This is a genomic window from Mycolicibacterium chengduense, from assembly GCF_033741155.1.
In the GTDB taxonomy this organism is placed as follows: domain Bacteria; phylum Actinomycetota; class Actinomycetes; order Mycobacteriales; family Mycobacteriaceae; genus Mycobacterium.
Window position 1 is genome coordinate 68713 of record NZ_JAWQNH010000010.1, and the last position, 19857, is coordinate 88569.

General features: G+C 66.8%; 17 protein-coding genes. 13 read left to right on the top strand and 4 right to left on the bottom strand.

Annotated elements, in window-relative coordinates; translation table 11 throughout:
• Positions 1-5: 5 nt before the first annotated feature.
• On the bottom strand, positions 6-1868 hold the full coding sequence (gene glmS, locus SBI67_RS27895; RefSeq protein ID WP_318983681.1) for a glutamine--fructose-6-phosphate transaminase (isomerizing): 1863 nt from the start codon (positions 1866-1868) through the stop codon (positions 6-8).
• A gap of 65 nt (positions 1869-1933) precedes the next feature.
• On the opposite strand from glmS, the gene SBI67_RS27900 reads away from it, so the two are divergent.
• Positions 1934-2776 (top strand): dienelactone hydrolase family protein, encoded by an 843-nt coding sequence (locus SBI67_RS27900; RefSeq protein ID WP_318983682.1) that lies wholly within the window; start codon positions 1934-1936, stop codon positions 2774-2776.
• Between the two features lie 336 nt (positions 2777-3112).
• A complete protein-coding gene (locus SBI67_RS27905) occupies positions 3113-4465 on the top strand; it encodes a DEAD/DEAH box helicase (protein WP_318983683.1) in 1353 nt (450 codons plus the stop codon).
• A 24-nt stretch (positions 4466-4489) separates the two neighbouring features.
• On the opposite strand, the gene SBI67_RS27910 is transcribed toward SBI67_RS27905, so the two are convergent.
• Positions 4490-5143, bottom strand: coding sequence for a TetR family transcriptional regulator (locus SBI67_RS27910; protein WP_318983684.1), 654 nt, complete (start codon positions 5141-5143; stop codon positions 4490-4492).
• Between the two features lie 164 nt (positions 5144-5307).
• Entirely contained in the window at positions 5308-6864 is a 1557-nt protein-coding gene (locus SBI67_RS27915; protein ID WP_318983685.1) for an aldehyde dehydrogenase family protein, read from the bottom strand.
• Positions 6865-7015: 151 nt separating this feature from the next.
• On the opposite strand from SBI67_RS27915, the gene SBI67_RS27920 reads away from it, so the two are divergent.
• The 7 genes from SBI67_RS27920 (at position 7016) to SBI67_RS27950 (ending at position 14588) form a co-directional block, all read left to right on the top strand.
• Positions 7016-7210 (top strand): ferredoxin FdxE, encoded by a 195-nt coding sequence (locus SBI67_RS27920; protein WP_024455202.1) that lies wholly within the window; start codon positions 7016-7018, stop codon positions 7208-7210.
• Between the two features lie 20 nt (positions 7211-7230).
• Positions 7231-8832, top strand: coding sequence for an FAD-dependent oxidoreductase (locus tag SBI67_RS27925; RefSeq protein WP_318983686.1), 1602 nt, complete (start codon positions 7231-7233; stop codon positions 8830-8832).
• Between the two features lie 218 nt (positions 8833-9050).
• Positions 9051-10229: an aromatic ring-hydroxylating oxygenase subunit alpha gene (locus SBI67_RS27930; RefSeq protein WP_318983687.1), complete on the top strand. Its 1179-nt coding sequence runs from the start codon at positions 9051-9053 to the stop codon at positions 10227-10229.
• A gap of 4 nt (positions 10230-10233) precedes the next feature.
• Positions 10234-11133, top strand: a complete 900-nt coding sequence (locus SBI67_RS27935; protein WP_318983688.1) for a hypothetical protein — start codon at positions 10234-10236, stop codon at positions 11131-11133.
• Positions 11130-11882 carry a Zn-ribbon domain-containing OB-fold protein gene (locus SBI67_RS27940; RefSeq protein WP_318983689.1) on the top strand — a complete coding sequence of 251 codons (753 nt, stop codon included), beginning with the start codon at positions 11130-11132 and terminating at the stop codon, positions 11880-11882. Before SBI67_RS27935 ends, SBI67_RS27940 begins: the two co-directional genes overlap by 4 nt.
• A complete protein-coding gene (locus tag SBI67_RS27945) occupies positions 11879-13042 on the top strand; it encodes a thiolase C-terminal domain-containing protein (protein WP_318983690.1) in 1164 nt (387 codons plus the stop codon). Before SBI67_RS27940 ends, SBI67_RS27945 begins: the two co-directional genes overlap by 4 nt.
• 31 nt (positions 13043-13073) lie before the next feature.
• The gene (locus tag SBI67_RS27950) at positions 13074-14588 is read left to right on the top strand and encodes a class I adenylate-forming enzyme family protein (protein ID WP_318983691.1); all 1515 of its coding nucleotides are present in this window, start codon (positions 13074-13076) and stop codon (positions 14586-14588) included.
• A 67-nt stretch (positions 14589-14655) separates the two neighbouring features.
• Here the strand turns inward: SBI67_RS27950 and SBI67_RS27955 are convergent, their stop codons facing one another.
• Positions 14656-15447 (bottom strand): SDR family NAD(P)-dependent oxidoreductase, encoded by a 792-nt coding sequence (locus SBI67_RS27955; RefSeq protein WP_318983692.1) that lies wholly within the window; start codon positions 15445-15447, stop codon positions 14656-14658.
• 532 nt (positions 15448-15979) lie between these two features.
• Between SBI67_RS27955 and SBI67_RS27960 the strand changes: the two genes are divergently transcribed.
• The 4 genes from SBI67_RS27960 to SBI67_RS27975 all read left to right on the top strand — a co-directional run bounded on the left by SBI67_RS27960 (position 15980) and on the right by SBI67_RS27975 (position 19850).
• Complete coding sequence (locus tag SBI67_RS27960; protein WP_318983693.1) at positions 15980-16846, top strand: SDR family NAD(P)-dependent oxidoreductase; 867 nt, start codon at positions 15980-15982, stop codon at positions 16844-16846.
• A 32-nt stretch (positions 16847-16878) separates the two neighbouring features.
• Positions 16879-18105 carry a cytochrome P450 gene (locus tag SBI67_RS27965; protein ID WP_318983694.1) on the top strand — a complete coding sequence of 409 codons (1227 nt, stop codon included), beginning with the start codon at positions 16879-16881 and terminating at the stop codon, positions 18103-18105.
• Positions 18106-18214: 109 nt separating this feature from the next.
• On the top strand, positions 18215-18847 hold the full coding sequence (locus tag SBI67_RS27970; protein WP_318983695.1) for a TetR/AcrR family transcriptional regulator: 633 nt from the start codon (positions 18215-18217) through the stop codon (positions 18845-18847).
• A 166-nt stretch (positions 18848-19013) separates the two neighbouring features.
• Positions 19014-19850: an enoyl-CoA hydratase-related protein gene (locus tag SBI67_RS27975; RefSeq protein ID WP_318983696.1), complete on the top strand. Its 837-nt coding sequence runs from the start codon at positions 19014-19016 to the stop codon at positions 19848-19850.
• Positions 19851-19857: the final 7 nt, after the last annotated feature.

Sequence of the window (19857 nt, forward strand, 5' to 3'; positions counted from 1 at the left end):
AGCCGCTACTCGACGGTCACCGACTTGGCCAGGTTGCGCGGCTTGTCCACGTCGTAACCACGCGCCTGGGCCACCCCCGCGGCGAACACCTGCATCGGAATCGTCGACAGCAGCGGCTGGTAAAGCGTCGACACCGCCGGGATCTCGATCAGGTGGTCGGCATACGGCGCCACGGTGTCGTCGCCCTCCTCGGCGATGACGATGGTCACCGCGCCGCGGGCCTGGATTTCGCGGATATTGCTGAGCAGCTTGGCGTGCAGGGTGGCCGAGTTCTTCGGCGACGGCATCACCACGATGACCGGGAGGTCGTCCTCGATCAGCGCGATCGGTCCGTGCTTGAGCTCACCGGCGGCGAACCCCTCGGCGTGCATGTAGGCCAGTTCCTTGAGCTTGAGCGCACCTTCCAGCGCGACGGGGTAGCCGACGTGGCGGCCGAGGAACAGCACCGCGGACGACTGCGCGAACCGGTGCGCCAGGTCGGTCACCGGCTCCATGCACGTCAGCACCCGCGCCACCCGGTCGGCCATCGCCTCCAGGTCGTGGTACTCGCGGGCCACCTCGTCGGGATACTTGGTGCCCCGCGCCTGCGCAAGGGCAAGGCCGACAAGGTAATTCGCCGCCACCTGAGCCAGGAAGGTCTTGGTGGAGGCCACCCCGATCTCCGGCCCGGCCCGGGTGTAGAGCACCGCGTCGGCTTCCCGCGGGATCTGGCTGCCGTTGGTGTTGCAGATGGCCAGCACCTTGGCCTTCTGCTCCTTGGCGTGCCGCACGGCTTCCAGCGTGTCGGCCGTCTCGCCGGACTGCGAGATGGCGATCACCAACGTGCTGCGGTCCAGCACCGGGTCGCGGTAGCGGAATTCACTGGCGAGTTCGACCTCGACCGGCAGCCGGGTCCAGTGCTCGATGGCGTACTTGGCCAGCAGGCCCGAGTGGTAGGCGGTGCCGCACGCGACGATGAAGACCTTGTCGACGTCGCGCAGTTCCTGGTCGGACAGCCGCTGCTCGTCGAGCACGATGCGGCCGTCGACGAAGTGGCCGAGCAGGGTGTCCGACACCGCGGCGGGCTGCTCGGCGATCTCCTTGAGCATGAAGTAGTCGTAGCCGCCCTTCTCGGCAGCAGACAGGTCCCAGTCGATGTGGAACTCCCTGGCAGGGGCGTCCGCGCCGGCGAAGTCGGTGACCTTGTAGCCGTCGGCGGTGATGACGACAGCCTGGTCCTGACCCAGTTCGACGGCGTCGCGGGTGTGCTCGATGAAGGCGGCGACATCGGATCCGACGAACATCTCGCCTTCGCCGACCCCGACGACCAGCGGGGTGGACCGGCGGGCGGCGACGATGGTGCCGGGATCGTCGGCGCTGGCGAACACCAGCGTGAAATGGCCTTCCAGCCGGCGCAGCACCGACAGCACGGACGCCACGAAATCACCGGCGGTCTCGCCGCCGCCGTGCGCCCGGGCGACCAGGTGCACGGCCACCTCGGAGTCGGTGTCGCTGGCGAACTCGACGCCATCGGCCTCCAGCTCGGCGCGCAGCGCCGCGAAGTTCTCGATGATGCCGTTGTGCACGACGGCGAACTTGCCGCTCGCGTCGCGGTGCGGGTGGGCGTTGCGGTCGGTGGGCCGGCCGTGGGTGGCCCACCGGGTGTGCCCCATTCCCGTGGTACCGGCGAGCAGCGCAGCGTCCGTCTCAGCGACGGCTTCCTCCAGATTGGCCAGCCGGCCGGCTCGGCGACGCACCACCAGACCGCCGTCGCCGTCGAGCAGGGCGACGCCCGAGGAGTCATAGCCCCGGTATTCCATCCGCCGCAACGCGTCGACCACGATCCCGCAGGCGGGGCGCCGTCCGACGTAACCGACGATTCCACACATGGTTACCCAGGGTAGTGCAGCGACGGGTCTGCCCCGGCCGCGCGCCCGCGCGCTAGGGTCATCCCGTGGCCGGCACCAAGAAACTGTTCGCCGCGCTGACCCGGCGCGGCCCGCATCGCGTACTGCGCGGCGACCTGGCCTTCGCGGGCCTGCCCGGGGTGGTCTACACCCCCGAGAACGGGCTGGGGCTGCCCGGGCTGGCGTTCGGGCACGATTGGCTCACGGGCGCCGGCCGTTACGCGGGCACGCTGGAGCACCTCGCCTCCTGGGGCATCGTCGCCGCGGCGCCCGACACCGAGAAATCGCTGGCCCCGTCGGTGCTCAACACCGCCGTGGACCTGGGCACCACGCTGGACATCATCGCCGGCGTGCGGCTGGGCCCCGGCAAGATCAGCGTCCATCCCGGCAAGCTGGCCGTCGCCGGCCATGGCTTCGGCGGTTCGGCGGCCGTCTTCGCCGCGGCGGGGATGCAGAACAAGCTCGCGGCTGCCGCCGCGGTGTTCCCCGCGGTGTCCAGCCCGCCGGCCGAGCAGCCGGCCGCCGGTCTGCGGCTGCCCGGGCTGATCCTGCGGGCACCGTCGGACGGCACCGGTATCCGGTCCAACGCCGACGCCCTGTCCGGAGCCTGGACGACCGCCACCACCCGCACGGTCGCCAAGGCCGAACCCGGCGGCCTCGCCGAGGGCAGGCGCTTGGGCAGGGTGGTGGGCCTGCCCGGTGCCGACAAGGGCACCCAGAAGGCGGTGCGCGCACTGCTGACCGGATATCTGTTGTTCGTGCTCGCGGGCGACAAGACCTACCGGGATTTCGCCGACCCGGCGATCACGCTGCCCAAGACCGTGGCCCCGGACCCGGACGCGGTGGCACCGACCCTTGAAGACAAGGTGGTAGCGCTACTCAAGGGCTGAAGTATCCGTTCACCACGCGCGGTTGTGCCGTCTCATCCGCACCCACCGGCGAGTCGCGTATGACGCCGCACACAACCGCCTTTCTGCGCAAACGCTGAGAGTGTTCGGCACCCGACCGACGCTCTGGCGCGGACGTGACGCACGCCTCATGATTGGGACGGACGGCGCGTCGTTCGGTAGGCTCTCATCAGCGGCATCGTCTGTTCTGCCTTTTGCCGCTTCGCTTCGCCGGAATCACGCGCAGGCGAAGGTCGATTTTCTTCGATCGTCACACCGAGCGCCGCGGAAACCACCGCGCCGGGCAGGACGACCACACACGACCTCTGGAGTTCATCCGTGTCTACGTTCGCCGACCTCGGCCTGCCCGAAGCCGTCGTCACCACCCTTGCCGGCAACGGCATCACCACCCCATTCCCGATTCAGGCTGCGACACTGCCGGATTCGCTGGCGGGCCGCGATGTGCTCGGCCGCGGTCGCACCGGATCGGGTAAGACCTATGCGTTCCTGCTGCCCCTGGTGAGCCGACTGGCCGCCAACCCGGTTCCGCGGCGCCCCAAGGCTTTCCGCGCCCTGATCCTGGCCCCGACCCGCGAACTGGTCACCCAGATCGACGCCTCGCTGGCCCCGCTGGCGCAGGCGACCGGCCTGCGGTCGGCCACCATCTTCGGCGGCGTGAGCGCCAACCCGCAGATCGACAAGCTGCGCAACGGCATCGATATCGTGATCGCCTGCCCGGGCCGGTTGGAGGACCACGTCAAGTCCGGCCATGCCGACCTGTCCGGTGTGCAGATCACCGTGCTCGACGAGGCCGACCACATGGCCGACCTCGGCTTCCTGCCCCCGGTCAAGCGCCTGCTGGACCGCACCCCCAAGGACGGTCAGCGGCTGCTGTTCTCGGCCACCCTCGACAACGGCATCGACGTGCTGGTGGACCGCTACCTGCACGACCCGGTGGTGCACAGCGTCGATTCCGAGCAGTCACCGGTGACGGCGATGTCGCATCATGTGCTGCATGTCGACGGCGCGGCCCGGTTCGACGTGCTGACCGACCTGGCCGCTGCGCCCGGTCGCACCATCGTCTTCGCCCGCACCAAGTACGGCGCCAAAGGCCTTGCCCGCAAGCTGAATTCGCGTGGCGTTCCGGCAGTCGAGTTGCACGGCAACCTGTCCCAGAACGCCAGGACCCGCAACCTGGCCGCCTTCTCGGATGGTTCGGCCACCGTGCTGGTCGCCACCGATATCGCCGCCCGCGGTATCCACGTCGACGACGTGAGCCTGGTGGTGCATGCCGACCCGCCGGTGGAACACAAGGCGTACCTGCACCGGTCCGGCCGCACCGCCCGCGCCGGCAACGACGGCACCGTGGTGACACTGATGCTCGACGACCAGGTCTCCGACGTACGGGGCCTGACCCGCAAGGCCGGCATCAAGCCGACCGTCACGAAGTTCAGCGGCACCTCGCATCCGGTGCTGCAGGAGATCGCGCCCGGCGAACGGACTTTCAGCGGTCCGATCGTGCTGGCCGGCGCGGAGCCGGCCGCGACCCGTGCGCCGCAGCAGCCCGGTCGTCAGCCAGGGCAACGGTCCGGCCGACGGGGCACCCGCTCGGGCGCCAACGCCGGTCGCAGCGGTCACGGCTCTTCCGGCGGCAACCGTTCCCGCCGCGGCGGCGCCGGCCAGCACCGCTAGCCCGCGCGGGCCTGAAGGGGTCAGTTATGCCGACTCTTCGTCGATCCCACGACGACTCTCATCGCCGAGAATCACACCGTAGAGAAAGCTCCTGATCCGTTCCGCGAACATCTCCTTGACGGACAGCTCATTTGCCGCGACCGCCTCGGCAAGGTGCGGATGCGCGTCGGCGTCGATACCGGGGAAAAGGCTGCGGGCCCCCGCGGGCCGGCGCATGGGTTCGGCCATGACAGCACCGATGCACAACATCTCGATGCCATCGAGAATCTGCAGGTGCAGATGGACCGGCACACCGGAATCAGCGAGAAATCGCGCTGCGTCCTCGAAGCTGTCGATCAATACCTCCCGCGGGAGATGCTCGACCAGGATCGGTGCAGCGTTACGGTGCCGCAGGACCGACTGACGGAAATTCAATGCCAGACTGACGAAGTACTCCGGCCAGTCGGGGCCGGGCTGACGCCTGGGCTTGATCACCGACTTGCCCGCGATGTGGCGGGCGATCGCCGTGAGGATCTCGTTCTTGTCGGCAAAGTGGTGGTACAGCGAAGGAGCCCGAACGCCAAGGTGTTTGGCCAAGCGGGGCAAGCTGAATGCCTCGAGTCCCTCGGTGTCGATGATCTCGATCGACGCCGCGACCGCCGTCGCCCGGGTGATCAACGGTGTGGACGGTCGCGCCATGCCATACTCCCCGGTGTTTAACCTAACGGTACTCGTTTAGCATACAGCCGAACGCGACGAGGACGGGTGCTCCGCGCCGCCGTCGGGAACGCACGACCACGGCGAACGGCCACACGTAACCTAAGGACGCGAGTTTTCGGCGGACATCGCAAAAGCCGGCCGTGCTACCGCGACGAGCGGCCGACACCCAGACGCCGACGCCAGTCGTGGGCACCCAACAGCCGGGCAGCCTTGGCGATGATCTTCGACTTGGCGGGTATGACCGGGTACCACAACGGCTCGGACTTCAGCGCGAACCGCTCTTCGACCACCGACTGCTGGCGGCAGTACTTCAGCACACCGTGCGCCCCGCCGAACCGGGTGCCCAGGCCGGAATTCTTCCAGCCGCCCATCGGAATCGGCATCTGGAACGTCGCCACCAAAGCATTGTTGACCGACACCGAGCCCGCCTCGATCCGTCGCGAGAGCCGGTCCGCCCTGGCTCGATCACGGGTCCACAGGCTGGAGCTCAGTCCGTACTCGGAGTCGTTGGCCAGCGCGATCGCCTCGTCTTCGTCGCTGACCCGCATGATGGCCAACGTCGGACCGAAGGTCTCTTCTCGCATACATCTCATGGTGTGGTCCACGTCGACCAGCACGGTGGGCTCGAAAAAGTTCCCCTTCGGGCTGCGGTGACCTCCGGTCAGAATCCGTGCGCCCTTGGTCAGCGCATCGGCGACGTGGTCGGCGACGATATCGACCTGCGCCGGTGTGACCATGGCGCCGATGTCACAGGTGAAGCTGCCCGGCTCGTCCATACCCTGGCGAAGGGCCGACACTTTCTCGGCCACCAGCGTCACGAACCGGTCGTAGACGGGCGCCTCGACGTAGACGCGTTCCACGCCCACACATGCCTGCCCGGAGTTCGTCATGCCGCCCCACACCGCCCCGGCAGCGGCCCGCTCGATATCGGCATCGGCCAATACGATCAGCGCGTCCTTGCCCCCGAGTTCCAGGCTGCACGGGATGAGCCGCTGCGCGCAGCGCACCGCGATCGCACGACCCGTCCGCACCGACCCGGTGAACATCACCATGTCCGCCTCGTCCACGACCGCGACACCGGTAGCGCCGGCTCCGTTCGCGCATCCCAGTACGGGCGGAGCGCCGATCTCCTCGTTCCACCCTCGCACCGCCTCCGTCCACGCCAGCGGCGTCACCTCCGATGGCTTGCACAAGACGGCAGCACCGGCCACCAGAGCGCCGACGACATCCATCATCGGTCCCGCCAAGGGCCCGTTCCACGGCGTGATGAGTCCGACCAGCTGATAGGGCCGAACCTGAACCCGCAACCTGCGCATCGCGTTGGCAGCCCCAGCCGGTTTGACACGGCGGTCTGCCATGAACTTCGCACCGTTGGCCGTGAAGTAGTTGATGACGTCGATGACAACAGCCATCTCCAAAGACGCATCGGCCCAGGACTTCCCCGTTTCCTGCTGGACGAGGGTAAGAAGCCTGCGCTCGTTGTCGAGCAGCCAGTCCAGCCAACGCAACAGGTGCGCACTGCGACCGCGGGGCCCCAGGGCCTCCCAAGCAGGCTGCGCGGCCCGTAGCCGGCGAGCGATGACGGCCACCGCCTCGGCGTCCATGTCCGGCACCGAGCCCACTACCTGTCCGTCTCCCGGACACCGGATGGTGATCGCCGGTGCCGGATCAAGCGCTGAGGCAGTGGTGGTTTCATCCATGAACAGAACTTCTTCCTTCAGGTGGTCGACGCGCTATATCTAAAAGAGTAAGTTTTTTGGCGGTCGTTGACCACTATGGACTCCCGACCACCTAAATCTTATAGTTTTGACACTCCCATCGTCCCGATTCGCCAGCCAAGGAGGCATTTCCATGAAGGTCCGACTCGAGCGAGCCAAGTGCGCCGGCCATGCTCAGTGCTACGCGGTCGATCCCGACCTGTTCCCGATCGATGACGACGGATACTCCATCCTCGAGCCGCACGCCGTCGACCCCGCCGATGAGCAGGCCATCCGTGCCGGTGTCGCATCCTGCCCCGAACTGGCCCTCATCATCGAAGAGGACTGAACCGCGCGAATCGGCATCCCATGAGCCACGTCATCACCCAGAACTGCTGCAAGGATGCCAGCTGCGTGCCGGTGTGCCCGGTCGACTGCATCCGTCCGGCCCACCCGCGGGACCGAACGGCTACCACCGAAATGCTGTTCATCGACCCGGACACGTGCATCGACTGCGGCGCCTGCATGGAGGAATGCCCGGTCGACGCGATCTACTACGACGAGGACCTGCCCGCCGAACTGGAGATCTTCCGCGACATCAACGCGCGCTATTTCGCCCAGCATCCTTTGGAACCCTCGGTGCCCGACCGGCCCGACGATCACGACGGGGTGGATCGGGGCGCTCTCCGAGTGGCGATCGTGGGAGCCGGACCGGCCGCGTGCTACGCGGCTGCGGCACTGATGCGCACCGACGGCGTCGAGATCGACGTCTATGACCGGCTGCCCACCCCGTTCGGCCTGATTCGGGCCGGCGTGGCGCCCGATCACCAGCACACCAAGTCGGTGGTCGACATCTTCGGCAGAATGCTCGGCGACAAGCGGGTGGCCTGCCACTTCAACGTTCAGGTGGGCCGCGACGTGTCCCACGACGACCTGGCCTCCCACCACCACGCGGTGATATACGCCGTCGGTGCGGCCCGGAGCCGACGCCTGGCGATCGCGGGTGAAGACCTGCCCGGCAGCCACCCCGCAGCCGATTTCGTGAGCTGGTACAACGGTCACCCCGAGCACTCAGGGCACACATTCGACCTGTCCGGCGAACGAGCCGTGATCGTGGGGAACGGCAACGTGGCCTTGGACGTCGCGCGTGTGCTGCTGCGCCCGACCGAGGATCTCGCCACGACCGACATCGCCCAGCACGCCCTGGACGCGCTGGCGCGCAGTTCCATTCGTGAGGTCGTCCTCCTGGGTCGACGCGGTCCCCGCCACGGCGCTTACTCGGTCGGTGAGTTCGCCGCGCTGGAACACCTTCCCGGGATCGACATCGTGGTCGAGGCGGACGAGACCGGTTCCTCGCCGGACGACGATATCGAGACCGCACTCAAGCTCGAACTCGCCCATCGCTATGCCCGCCGCGCGCCTACCCCCGGAAACAAGCGAATAGTGTTCCGATACAACGTTTCTCCGAGAGAAATCGTCGGACCCGGCCACGCAGCCGGAGTGGTGATCGACACTGCCGACGGAACGTCGGAGACGCTCACCACCCGATTGATCCTGCGGTCCATCGGCTATCGCGGCACCCCGATTCCCGCCCTGCCGTTCGACGAGGACTCCGGCGTGATACCCAACGACGGCGGGCGGGTACTCGACGACGCCGGCGCACCCGTGGCCGGTGTGTACGTGACAGGGTGGATCAAACGGGGTCCGCGTGGTGTCATCGGAAGCAACCGCGCCTGCGCGGAGGAGACAGTCGAACGACTCTGGCAGGACTTCGACCGAGGCCTGCTCAGCCGCCCCCTGCCCGATCGCGGGGCCATCGGGCAGCTGTTGAGTACACGCGGAGCCGAGCGGGTCGGGTGGGAGCAATGGCGTGCGATCGACTCCGAGGAACGACGGCGCGGCAGCGCTGCAAAACGGCCCCGCGTGAAGTTCGTCGACGTCGCCGAGATGCTCGCCGAGGCCCGAAAATAGAAGACTGAGCAGGGCAAAGAAGTCAACCGCGCAATCGGAGAGCGATTCTTGATTGACGTTGTATACCTATCCACGTAAGGTTTTTAGCATCGGTTCGCCGGACACAGGTCGTGCCGGCCCATCGTTGGCGCGACCCGGTGCGCGCAGGGACGCGAACCTGCGGGCTCGCGATCGCGCTCGGCGCCCGGTCAATTCATCGCAGAGAGTGAAGGCAGATCATGACGACATCGCTCCCCAGGCAAGACCGCATCCGTCGAGCGCTCGAGCTGTTGCGCAACGAGACCACCGACAAATTCGAAGACGTCGTCGAATTCACCGCTGAAGAGTTCACCGACCCGGTACTGGCCCAACAGGAACGGGAATACATCTTCGGCCGGGTGCCGTCGATCGTGGCGCATGGTTCCGAGCTCGCGAAACCGTTCGACTTCCTGACCGTTCAGATGCCGCGCAACAACGTCATCGTGGTCCGCCAGCGTGACGGCGGGATCAAGGCATTCGTCAATCTGTGCCGGCACCGCGGCGCCCTGCTCGAGGAGAACGAAAAGGGGCGGTGCCGGTTCTTCTCCTGCCAGTATCACCGGTGGTCCTACGAACCGGACGGCGCACTGCGAATGATCACCCGCGACAACACCTTCGGCGAAATCGATCGCAAGGAACACGGACTCATCGAGCTGCCCTGCGAGGAACGCCACGGCTTCATCTGGGTGGTCGACAACGCCCAGGCCCGTATCGACGTGGCCGCCTGGCTGGGCCCGGAGATGGATACCATCCTGGCCGACTACCACCTCGACGAACTGCACTGTGTCCGCTCGGCAGGTTTCGACGAGCCGACCAACTGGAAGATCATGCAGGACGCCTTCCTGGACGGTTACCACATCCAGTACGCGCACCCCAACACTGCCGGCAAGATCATCCACACCAATGTGATGGCGTTCGAGGACTTCGGCCGGCACTGTCGTTTCATCGCCCCACGCAAGTCCATCGACCGTTGGCTGGAGGAAGACCCCGGCGACCAGAATCTGGACCGCTACGTCACCGAGACGCACTTCCTGCTCCCCAACAGCACCCTGCTGCGCCAGCCGGATCATTTCCAACTCCTGACATTCCGGCCGGACATCAAGGACCCCACCAAGTCCCGGATGGAGCAGCGCCTGATGGTGCCACCGGTCGAGAAGTCGGGCATGACCGAAGAGCATTGGAACAAGCTCTGGGACAAGAACTGGCAGATCCTGCTGGCCGTGCTGCACAACGAGGACTTCCCCCTGCTGCGCAACTCACAACGCGGTATGGCCAGTGCCGACGCCGGGGATATGCTGCTGGGCCGCAACGAGACAGCGAACCAGGTGTTCCGGCGCGAGACGAAAAGACTGCTCGCCGAAGGCGCCGCAGAGTCGTGAGCAGATGATCAAATACGAATGGCGGGCCGCCCTGAGCGACGAAGAGTCGGCCCAACTGGCCGACCTGCTGCAACGGGCGGCCGACTACGACGCCGAAGCCGAATACAGCACCATCGCGTTCGCCGACGTCGAGAACGCAATGACGAGCGCCGATCCGCGCTACCGGCATCTGCTGGTGTGGATGCTGCCCTATGCGACAGCGCTGGGAGCTCCCGAGCACCCCGAACGCATCGCCGGTCTGATCCGCCTGAAAGTCGACGACGACGGCACCGCGGAGGCTTCCGGCGTGGTGGATCCCCGGCTGCGGTCGATCGGCATCATGACCTTGCTGTTCGAGCGGATCGGGCTGGACACCGCGCACCCGGGAGGGTGGCAGGGCACCGGTGCGCATACCGTCACAGCGTGGGCCAGGGGAAACCACCCGGCCGTCGGCCGGATCAGCAACCGGTTCCTGATCCCGCGCACCCGCCGGGTGTGGAAGCTGATCAGATCCACCCATTCCGCCGAAAGCGCCACGAGGGCCCCTGTGCTGGAACCGATCTCGACTGCCGACCTTGCCGAACTCGGGTGGGCATCGGCGGCAACCACCACCCCCGGCCCCCGACACGCGCTGCGGGAGGGCGGCCGCGTGGTCGGCGCCGTCGACGTCGACCTCACCCCGGTGGAGTCCGAGGAATTCGGTCGCTGCGGGACCCTGCAAGCGCTGGCCACCACCCCGCAGGCGGACGCCGACACCCGCAAAGGCCTGCTCAACGGCGCGGCGGCGCTCGCCCACCAGGCCGGCCTCACCGGCCTGGTGATCTACGTCGACGCCGACGACGCCGCCTGGGTCAATGCCTGCCGGTTGGTCGACTTTCAACACGACCGCACCGACGTACTGCTGCAACTTGGAGGTCACCGATGAACGTCGATCCGGGTGCGCTGCCCGCCGACCTCGCCGCCACCGTCGAAGCCCACGGCAAGGCGGTGGCCGCCGCCGACAATCGGGCGGTGCTCGCAGATTTCCTGCCCGACCGCATCGGGCAGCTCATCGCGTCGGCGGATGTCCCCACCGTGCTCAAGGGGGCCGAGGTACGCACCATCTCCGATGCGGGCGACGGTCGCTACGACGCGGTCATCCGGTACACCAAGCCCGATGACGAGTGGTTCGAACTGCGCAGCCGCTGGGTGCGATTCGACGACGGCAGCTGGCGGGTTCTCAGTGTGCGCAACATCCCGGCCACCGCGCCGTGGATGGATCTCACCGGCCCCGGCGAGGACGGTTTGGACACCCCGCACTGGGACGGACTCCGCGAGGGCGTGCTGAAGATCCAGCGCTGCGGGCAGTGTCGCCGGTGGATCTGGTCGCCACGTCCCATCTGCCCGTCCTGTCATTCACTGGACAGCCGGTGGGAGGCCGTCGCACCGGTCGGCACCGTCTACTCCTGGACGCGAACCTGGCAACCATTCACCCCGGAGAGCACCGGTCACCTACCCTACGTCGTCGTGCTGGTCGCACTGCCGGGCGCCGACGATGCGCGGGTGGTCGGCGTGCTTGCCGACGCCGACGGCGTCACCCCAACCATCGGCGCGCGAGTGAGGGGCATCGTCGAACCGCCACCCGACGATCAACACTGGCCCTTGCTGCGCTGGCATCTGGAGAACCCCCTGTGAGCTTCCGCGGATCCACCGCCGTCGTCGGCGTCGGCTCGACCGGCTACTACAAGCGCGGCACCAGTCCCCTGACGTCAGCACAACTGGTGCTGACGGCGATCCTGCGGGCCTGCGAGGACGCCGGGGCCGATCCCCGCACCATCGACGGATTCGTCTCCTATGGCGGTGATTCCAGCGAGGGTCTGGCCATCGGCGCGGCCCTGGGCGTGCACGAGGTCCGCTGGTCGACAGAGGTATGGGGTGGCGGGGGTGGCGGTGTCGCCGCCGCCGTGAACTGTGCCGCCGCCGCCGTGTACAGCGGTCAAGCCGACTGTGTTGCGGTCTACCGCGGGCTGTCCGAGGGCACCGATGGCCGCCGCGCCTTCGCCAAGGGCCATATCGGGTCGTTGTACGCGGCGCATGGTGTGCTCGCGCCGGCCCAGATATGTGCGCTGCGCACCCAGCGCCTGCTCGAGTTCGAACGGGTACCTCGGTCCGCGATGGAAGCGATCTCACTGGCCGGCTACCACCACGCGCAGAACAACCCCGATGCGGTGGCGTTCGGCAAACCCGTTGACCACGAGCGCTACGAGCGCAGCCGGTGGATCTCAGAACCGCTGCACCTGTTCGACTGTTCCCGCGAAAATGACGGCGCTGCAGCGATCCTCGTGGTCAGCGCCGAGCGGGTCGGCGACTATCGCGGCGTGCCCGCTCTCATCCTGGCCGGCGTTCAGGGCGCCGCCGCCGGCTGGACCGAATCGGTGGAGAACGAGACCGACTACAGCAGCGCGGGGTTCCACCCCGCGATGGTCGCCCGCCTGTGGGCCGGCGCCGGGATAGGACCTGACGACGTCGACGTCACTCAGGTCTACGAGAACTTCACCGGGCCGGCTGTCGCCTCCATCATCGACCACGGCCTGTCACCCGGCGGACCGGCGGCCGGAGAAGTCCTCACCGTGGAGAATCTGACCGTGGAAGCCGGCAGTCTGCCCATCAACACGGCGGGTGGCAATATAGCCGAGGGTTTCGTGCACGGTATCGGACTGGTGGTGGAGGCGGTCCGCCAAATCCGCGGCGGCTCACCTAATCCGGTCGCCGGTGCGGACATCTCACTGCTGATCGGGGGCCCGATGGCCCCCTTGGTGAGTTCGACAGTCTTCGGGTCCCTGGCGACAGCCTGAACCGGATCTCAACCTTGGAACGAGGAGCAAGATGGCAGCGAGCGTCGGATCCGCACTGAGTTGGTGGGCCAGGACCAAGGGCCAGGAAACAGCCCTCGTCGTGGCCGAGGACCAGCTGACCTTCCGCGACGTGCACGACTGGTCCAGCCGGTTGGCCCGGCGGCTGGCCGACGAAGGCGTCAAACCCGGCGACCGGGTCGGTCTGCTGGGCGCCAATGCCCTGGCATGGCCGATAGCCGCACTGGCCATCATCAAGACCGGTGCGGTCCTGGTACCGCTGAATGCCCGGCTCAAGCCGGCCGAGATCCGTAAGGTCGCCGACGATGCCGGGCTGAGCATGATCCTGGCCAGCAAGTCGCATGTGCCCATTGCGCAGGACGCGCGGGCCGGGGGGCACGACTTCACGGTGCTCGACTTCGGCCTCGTCGAGGCGGAACGCAACGGCGTACCCGACGACTTCAAGGTCGACCGCGCCCCCGACGAGGCGATCGCCGTCATCTTCACCAGCGGATCCACCGGGCTGTCCAAGGGCGTCATCCTCACCAACGCGACCCTGTTGTCGATCGTCTTGGAGAACACGCTGACCCAAGAGGGCTTCCGGCCCGGCACCGTGACCCTGCTGGTGCTCCCGCTGGCGTTCACCCCCGGCCTGGTCTACGGACTGCTCATGACGACCGTGCTGGGCGGGACTCTCATCGTGGAGCCAGAACTGAACCCTTCCCGGGCAGTCGACATCATCGAGCACCACGGTGTCCGAGCCCTTTTCGGTGTGCCCCTGATCTTCGAGGCCATGTCGAAAGCGCCCGAATTCGCCGAGGCGGATCTGAGCTCACTGCAGACGGCCATCATCGGTGGCGCCGCGGTGCCGGTGGAACTGCTCGGCAGGTGGGCCGACAAGGGCGTGCTGCTTCGACAGATCTACGGGATGACCGAAGCCGGCGGGGTGGCCACCGCGACGCTGCCTCACGAAGCCCTCGAGCACCCCGGCTCCTGCGGCATCGGCTCGATCTTCACCGACGTCCGGGTCATGGGCGAGGACGGGGAGCTTCGCGGCCCCGGCGAGCAGGGCGAGATCGTGGTGCGCGGCCCCCTGGTGACCCCCGGATACTGGGACGACCCGGCTTCGACGGCGCAGGCGATTCGGGACGGCTGGTTGCACAGTGGTGATCTCGGCGTCGCCGACGAGTCCGGCCGGATCACCTTCGTCGACCGCATGAAGGATCTCATCATCTCGGGCGGGATCAACATCTCACCCGTCGAGCTGGAATCGGCCATCGGCACCCTCGAGGGGGTCGACGAGGTCGCCGTCATCGCCGCGGCCGACGCCCGGTTCGGTGAGACTCCAGCGGCCATCATCACCGGCAGCGTGGCCGACCGGGAAACAGTGATCTCGCACTGCGAGACGCTGCTGTCGGATTACAAGATCCCGCGCTATGTGGTGCTCCGCGACGAGCCGCTGCCACGGCTTCCCAGCGGAAAGCTCGACAAGCGGGCCATCCGCGCCGAGTACCACGATGTCCCGCAACGGTTTCCGCGGGTTCGGTGAGCGCTGCGAAGGCATAGCCAGCCTCGGGCCGTATGGCGGGCCTACTGCCGTCGGTATCCGAGGTCGATCAGTGCCCCGAAGTACCCCCATCGACGGCGATCGTCGATCCGGTGACATAACTGGACGCCCGGCTGGCGAGGAAAACCACCGCGGCGTCCATCTCACGCTGCGTGCCCACCCGCCCCAGCGGGCAGGCGGCGAGGAAGCGGGCCAATGTTTCGCCAGACATCTCACCGATCATGTCGGTCTCGACGAAACCGGGAGCGATGGCGTTGACCCTGATGCCCTTGCGGGCCGACCACTGATTGGCCAGATCCCTGGTCAGTCCGATCAATCCCGCTTTACTCGCGGCGTACGCCGCCTGAGGCAGTACGGACTTCACCAGACCCAGCATGCTGGACACATTCACGATGCTGGCGCCGGGCTGCATGACGCGCGCACACGCCTGCGCCGCCCAGTACGCACCCAACAGGTTCACCTCGAGCACTGCCCGAAAGTCTTGCGGCCGCTCAGACGTCGCCGGCGCAACATGCGAAACCCCGGCATTGTTCACCAGCACATCCACCCTCCCGAACTCGGCCAGAGCGGTGTCGGCCAGCTCGGCACACGCTTCGGGTTGTGTCACGTCGGCGGTAACCACCAGACAAGAACGGCCGGTGGCGCGAACGGTCGCCGCGGTCGCCTCGAGCTGCGCCCGGCGCCGGCCCGCGACGACGATATCCGCTCCGGCTTGCGCGAGCGCTCGGGCGAATCCCGCACCGAGCCCGCTGCCCGCCCCGGTGACGATCGCCACCGAATCCGTCAGGCAGAACAGGTCGAGTACCGATTCGATCGGCTCAGGTGTGGTTGTCGATGACACCGCATCGTCCTTCCGTTGTCGTGCCGCCCACTAATCTAAAGGCATTAGCCTAGACGAGGCCACAGGACGCGCGGCGCGGGAGGGTTGAGCACCCGGACCGCCCGCCGCGGGCGCATGCACAGCTAATATTCAGCGACACCGGTTCACCCAGGGTTACCCGTGACGTCCGCTACCACCGGCCGCCACGGCAGATCGGCCCCCACCCCGCCCACGATGCGCGCTCGACCAACCGCTGGCCGCGCCCGCACCCCGCGGGCACCCCGGCCACTCACCCTGGGAACCGGCCCACGGACGAACGCCACACCACGATCACCGCCGCGACGCGGTGGTGCCATCCAGCTTCGCCAGCCACCGGTCGAATACCGGTCTGAACTGGCTTTATTGCACTTAACTTGTCGGCTGACACTTTTTGATTGACGTCTCATATCTATCGGCGTAAGGTTTGCCGCGCAGGTGTTGCACGTCACAGTGCCACCGTGATGTGAGCGGCCCGGCGAGGCGCGGGGTCCGCGGGCTGAACCCAAGGAGGATCATGAAGCTGCAGAACAAGGTTGCGCTCATCACCGGCGCCGGGTCCGGCCTCGGCCGTCGCAGTGCGCAGATGTTCAGCGCCGAAGGCGCCCGGGTGGCGATCGTGGACATCGACGGCGATCGCGCTGAGCAAACGGCCAAACTGGTGCACGAAGCCGGCGGGGACGCGATCGCGATCACCGCCGACGTTGCCGTCAAGGCGCAGATCCAGTCGGCGGTCGACCAGACCGTGGCTCATTACGGCACGTTGGACATCGCCTGGGCCAACGCCGGGGTGGTGTCGCGCGGCGGCGTTCCGTCCGTCGCCGGCGGCGAGTACGTCGCGTTCGAGGACCTGACCGAGACAGACTGGCAGCACGTGCTGGGCGTCAACCTGTCCGGTGTCGTGTACACCGCACAAGCGGCCATTCCGAGTCTCAAGGCCAACGGCGGCGGCACCATCCTGGCGACCTCCTCGGCCGCATCGCTGGTGGCTTACCACAACATCGCCATGTACTCGGCCACCAAAGCCGGGGTCAACGGCCTGGTCCGCGGACTCGCACTTGACCTCGGCCGCTGGGGAATTCGCGTGAACGCCATCGCGCCGACGCACGGGATGTCGCCGAACTTCCTGATGCCCCCCGGGACCCCGGTGGTCGGCCAGTCCTACGAGGAGGTCGCCGGCCCGTGGAATCCGACCGTGTCACCCATCCCACTCAAGCTGCAACGACCACCGTCGATCGACGACAACGCCAAGGTCGCACTGTTTCTGGTGAGCGACGATTCCGCCTACATCTCCGGCGCCACGATCGGCGCCACCGACGGCGGCACGCTCTCCCGCGTCGGGATGTGGTTCGACGAGGACCTGAACCCGCAGCCTGTTTCCTGATCACACCCATACACCGGAGGACAGCCCCCAACATGACCGCAGCAGCCAGCGTCCCGACCGAATTGGTCGTGGACTTCGACGTGTACGACCCCGCCCTGGCCAGCCCCGTCGACGTGATGCAGGACAAGGTGGCCGAGTTGGCAGCGATAGGCCCCGTCGTCTATTCGCCTGCCTACGGCGGACACTGGATTGTCACGCGTTACAAGGAGATCCAGCAGGTCCTCACCGATCCTCAGACATTCTCCAGCTACCCCAACAATCTGGTCACCAGTGACATCGGCAAGTTCATCCCCCTGGAGTTGGACCCGCCCGAGCACACCTCTTACCGGCACGCGTTGCAGCCGCTGTTCAGCCCGCAGCGAATGAAGAAGCTGTCCGACGACATCCGGGCCGTGGTCAACGAGCTGCTCGACGAGTTCGCGGGCAAGGGCGAGGTGGAATACGTGTCGGCGTTCGCCCACGAGTTGCCCGCCAGGATCTTCCTGGCCCTGATGGACTGGCCCCTCTCGGATGCACCGCTGTTCACCGAGGCCACCGACACCATCCTGTTCGGCAAGCCCGGTGGCACCGAAGAGGAATCCAATCAGGCGCGAATGATGGCCGGCCTGAAGATGTTCGGCTACTTCCAGAACATCATCGAGACTCGCCGCGCCAATCCGGGCACCGACATCACCTCGACGCTCATCAACACCGAGGTCAGTCTTCCCGACGGGACCCGGCTGCTCAACGACGAAGAACTCAACCGAATGTTCTTCCTGCTGTTGATCGGAGGGCTGCACACCGTGCAGGGGTCGCTGTGCTGGGCGATCGTGCACCTGACCAAGAACCCCGAACAGCGTGCCGCGCTGATCGCCGACCGGGACCTGATCCCCAAGGCGGTCGAGGAAATCCTGCGGATGGAGGCAGCGATCATCCCGGGCCGACGCGCAACCAAGGACGTCGAACTCGGAGGCGTCACCATCGCCGAGGGCGACCAGCTCATCGTCATGCTTTGCGGCGCCAACCGGGACGCCAACGAATTCCCCGCTCCGACCGACTTCGACATCGAGCGTCATCCCAACCGGCACTTGTCCTTCGGTGCCGGCGTGCACCGCTGCCTGGGATCACACCTCGGCCGTATCGAGCTTGTCATCGCGTTGGAGGAGATCCATCGCCGGATCCCGGACTACGAGCTGATCGAGTCCGATCCACCGGTCTTCCATTCCAGCCAGGTTCGCGGATGCGCGCGCCTGCCGATCCGGTTCACTCCACAGACGTAGGCGATCGGTTCGAGGGCAGGGTGTTATGCCGGCGTTTCGCCATTGCGCCGGCAGAACACCCTGCCTTGTTAGAATTTCGAGTTCACCGAATCGAGCGACAGGAGACGAGATGGCGCGCCGCAGGAGCGGCACCGGCCTGAGTTCTGACGCCGACGAAGCTCGCCAACAGATCCTCGCCGCCGCCGAGCGGGTGATCACTCGCTACGGCGTACCGAAGACGACCATGGACGATATCGGTAAGGAAGCCGGGGTGTCCCGGCCCACCGTGTACCGCTACTTCGGTGACCGCGACGCACTCTTGGGAGCTCTCATCGAGCGACGGTCGCGGATGCTGTTCGCACGTGCCCATGACTTCATCGTCAGTCACGCCACATTTGCCGATCAACTCGTCGAGGGCTTGGTCTACCTGGTCGACCACGGTCGCCGCGATCCGGTCGTGCGAATCCTGGTCAGCCCCGAACACATGGAATTGGCGGCCCCGATCGTCGGCGGCGCCGACCTGGCCACCAATCTGACCGCTGAGATGTGGGAGCCCGTGTTCCGGCAGGCGATGACGCGCGGCGAGATCAGGGCAGATCTGGATATGAAGGCCGTCTCCGAATGGCTTGCGCTGGTGCAGTTCATCCTCGTCGGGCGCCTCGATTTCTCCTCCGCAGATGATCCTGGACATCGGAAGATGCTGCGGGAGTTCGTCTTACCGGCGTTCTCCCCCGTCACCGCGCCAACAGGCGACGTCCACTGATCAGAGCCTCGCACCTGGAACTGCGGACCGTCATCGAAGTGACCCATCTCGATGAGCCCGCTAGGTACGCGCAGCGAGTCTGCAACGACACACCGCGCTCATGAAGGGAACCCCGGCGCGACCCGGCCGTGATGTCCTCATCCGAAGCACAGGAGGTAGCGCAGCAATGGTATTCACCACGATCACTTATGACACGGCAGATCAGATCGCCACCATCACGTTGAACCGACCCGAGGCACGCAACGGGTTCACCCTGACGATGGCCGACGAACTCAACGCGGCCCTGCTGGCTGCCGACAACGACGATCACGTTCGCGCCGTCATCCTGCGTGCGGCCGGCAAGCATTTCTGCGTCGGGATGGATATGGCCGGCGGCGATCCGACCATAGGTGATCCCGACGACCCGCACTGGGACGAACCGGCCACCCGGGTGGCCCGGCCGATGACCAATCTCGACAAGCCCGTCATCGCGGCCATCCAGGGTGCTGCTGTTGGGGTAGGGCTGTCCATGACGCTGGCTGCCGACTTCAGGCTCGCCGCCGATGACGCCCGGTTCGGATTCGTCTTCGCCCGCCGCGGACTGTTCCCCGAAGGCGGCTCGCTGTGGTTCCTGCCGCAGATCGTCGGACTGGCCAAGGCCAAGGAGTGGATGATCACCGGCCGGGTTTTCGGCGTCGGCGAAGCCGCTGACGCCGGATTGGTCACGAGTGTGCATCCCCGCGAAGAGCTGTGGGCCGCGGCCGACGCACTGGCCCGCGAAATCGTGGCCAACGTCGCACCGGTATCGGCGGCGGTGATCCGTCGAGGTCTCACCGTCATGGCGGCCCGTGGCAATCCCGAAGCCGCCTTTGCGATCGACCGCCAGACGATCTCCTACGCCTTCACGTCCCCCGATATGGCCGAAGGGGTGGCGGCCTTTCTGCAGAAGCGGCCCCCGGAGTTCACCGGCGTGGCGCGCCACGAGGTGTCGCGCTTTCCTTGGCTGCGCTTCGATCGGCAGTGACGACTGC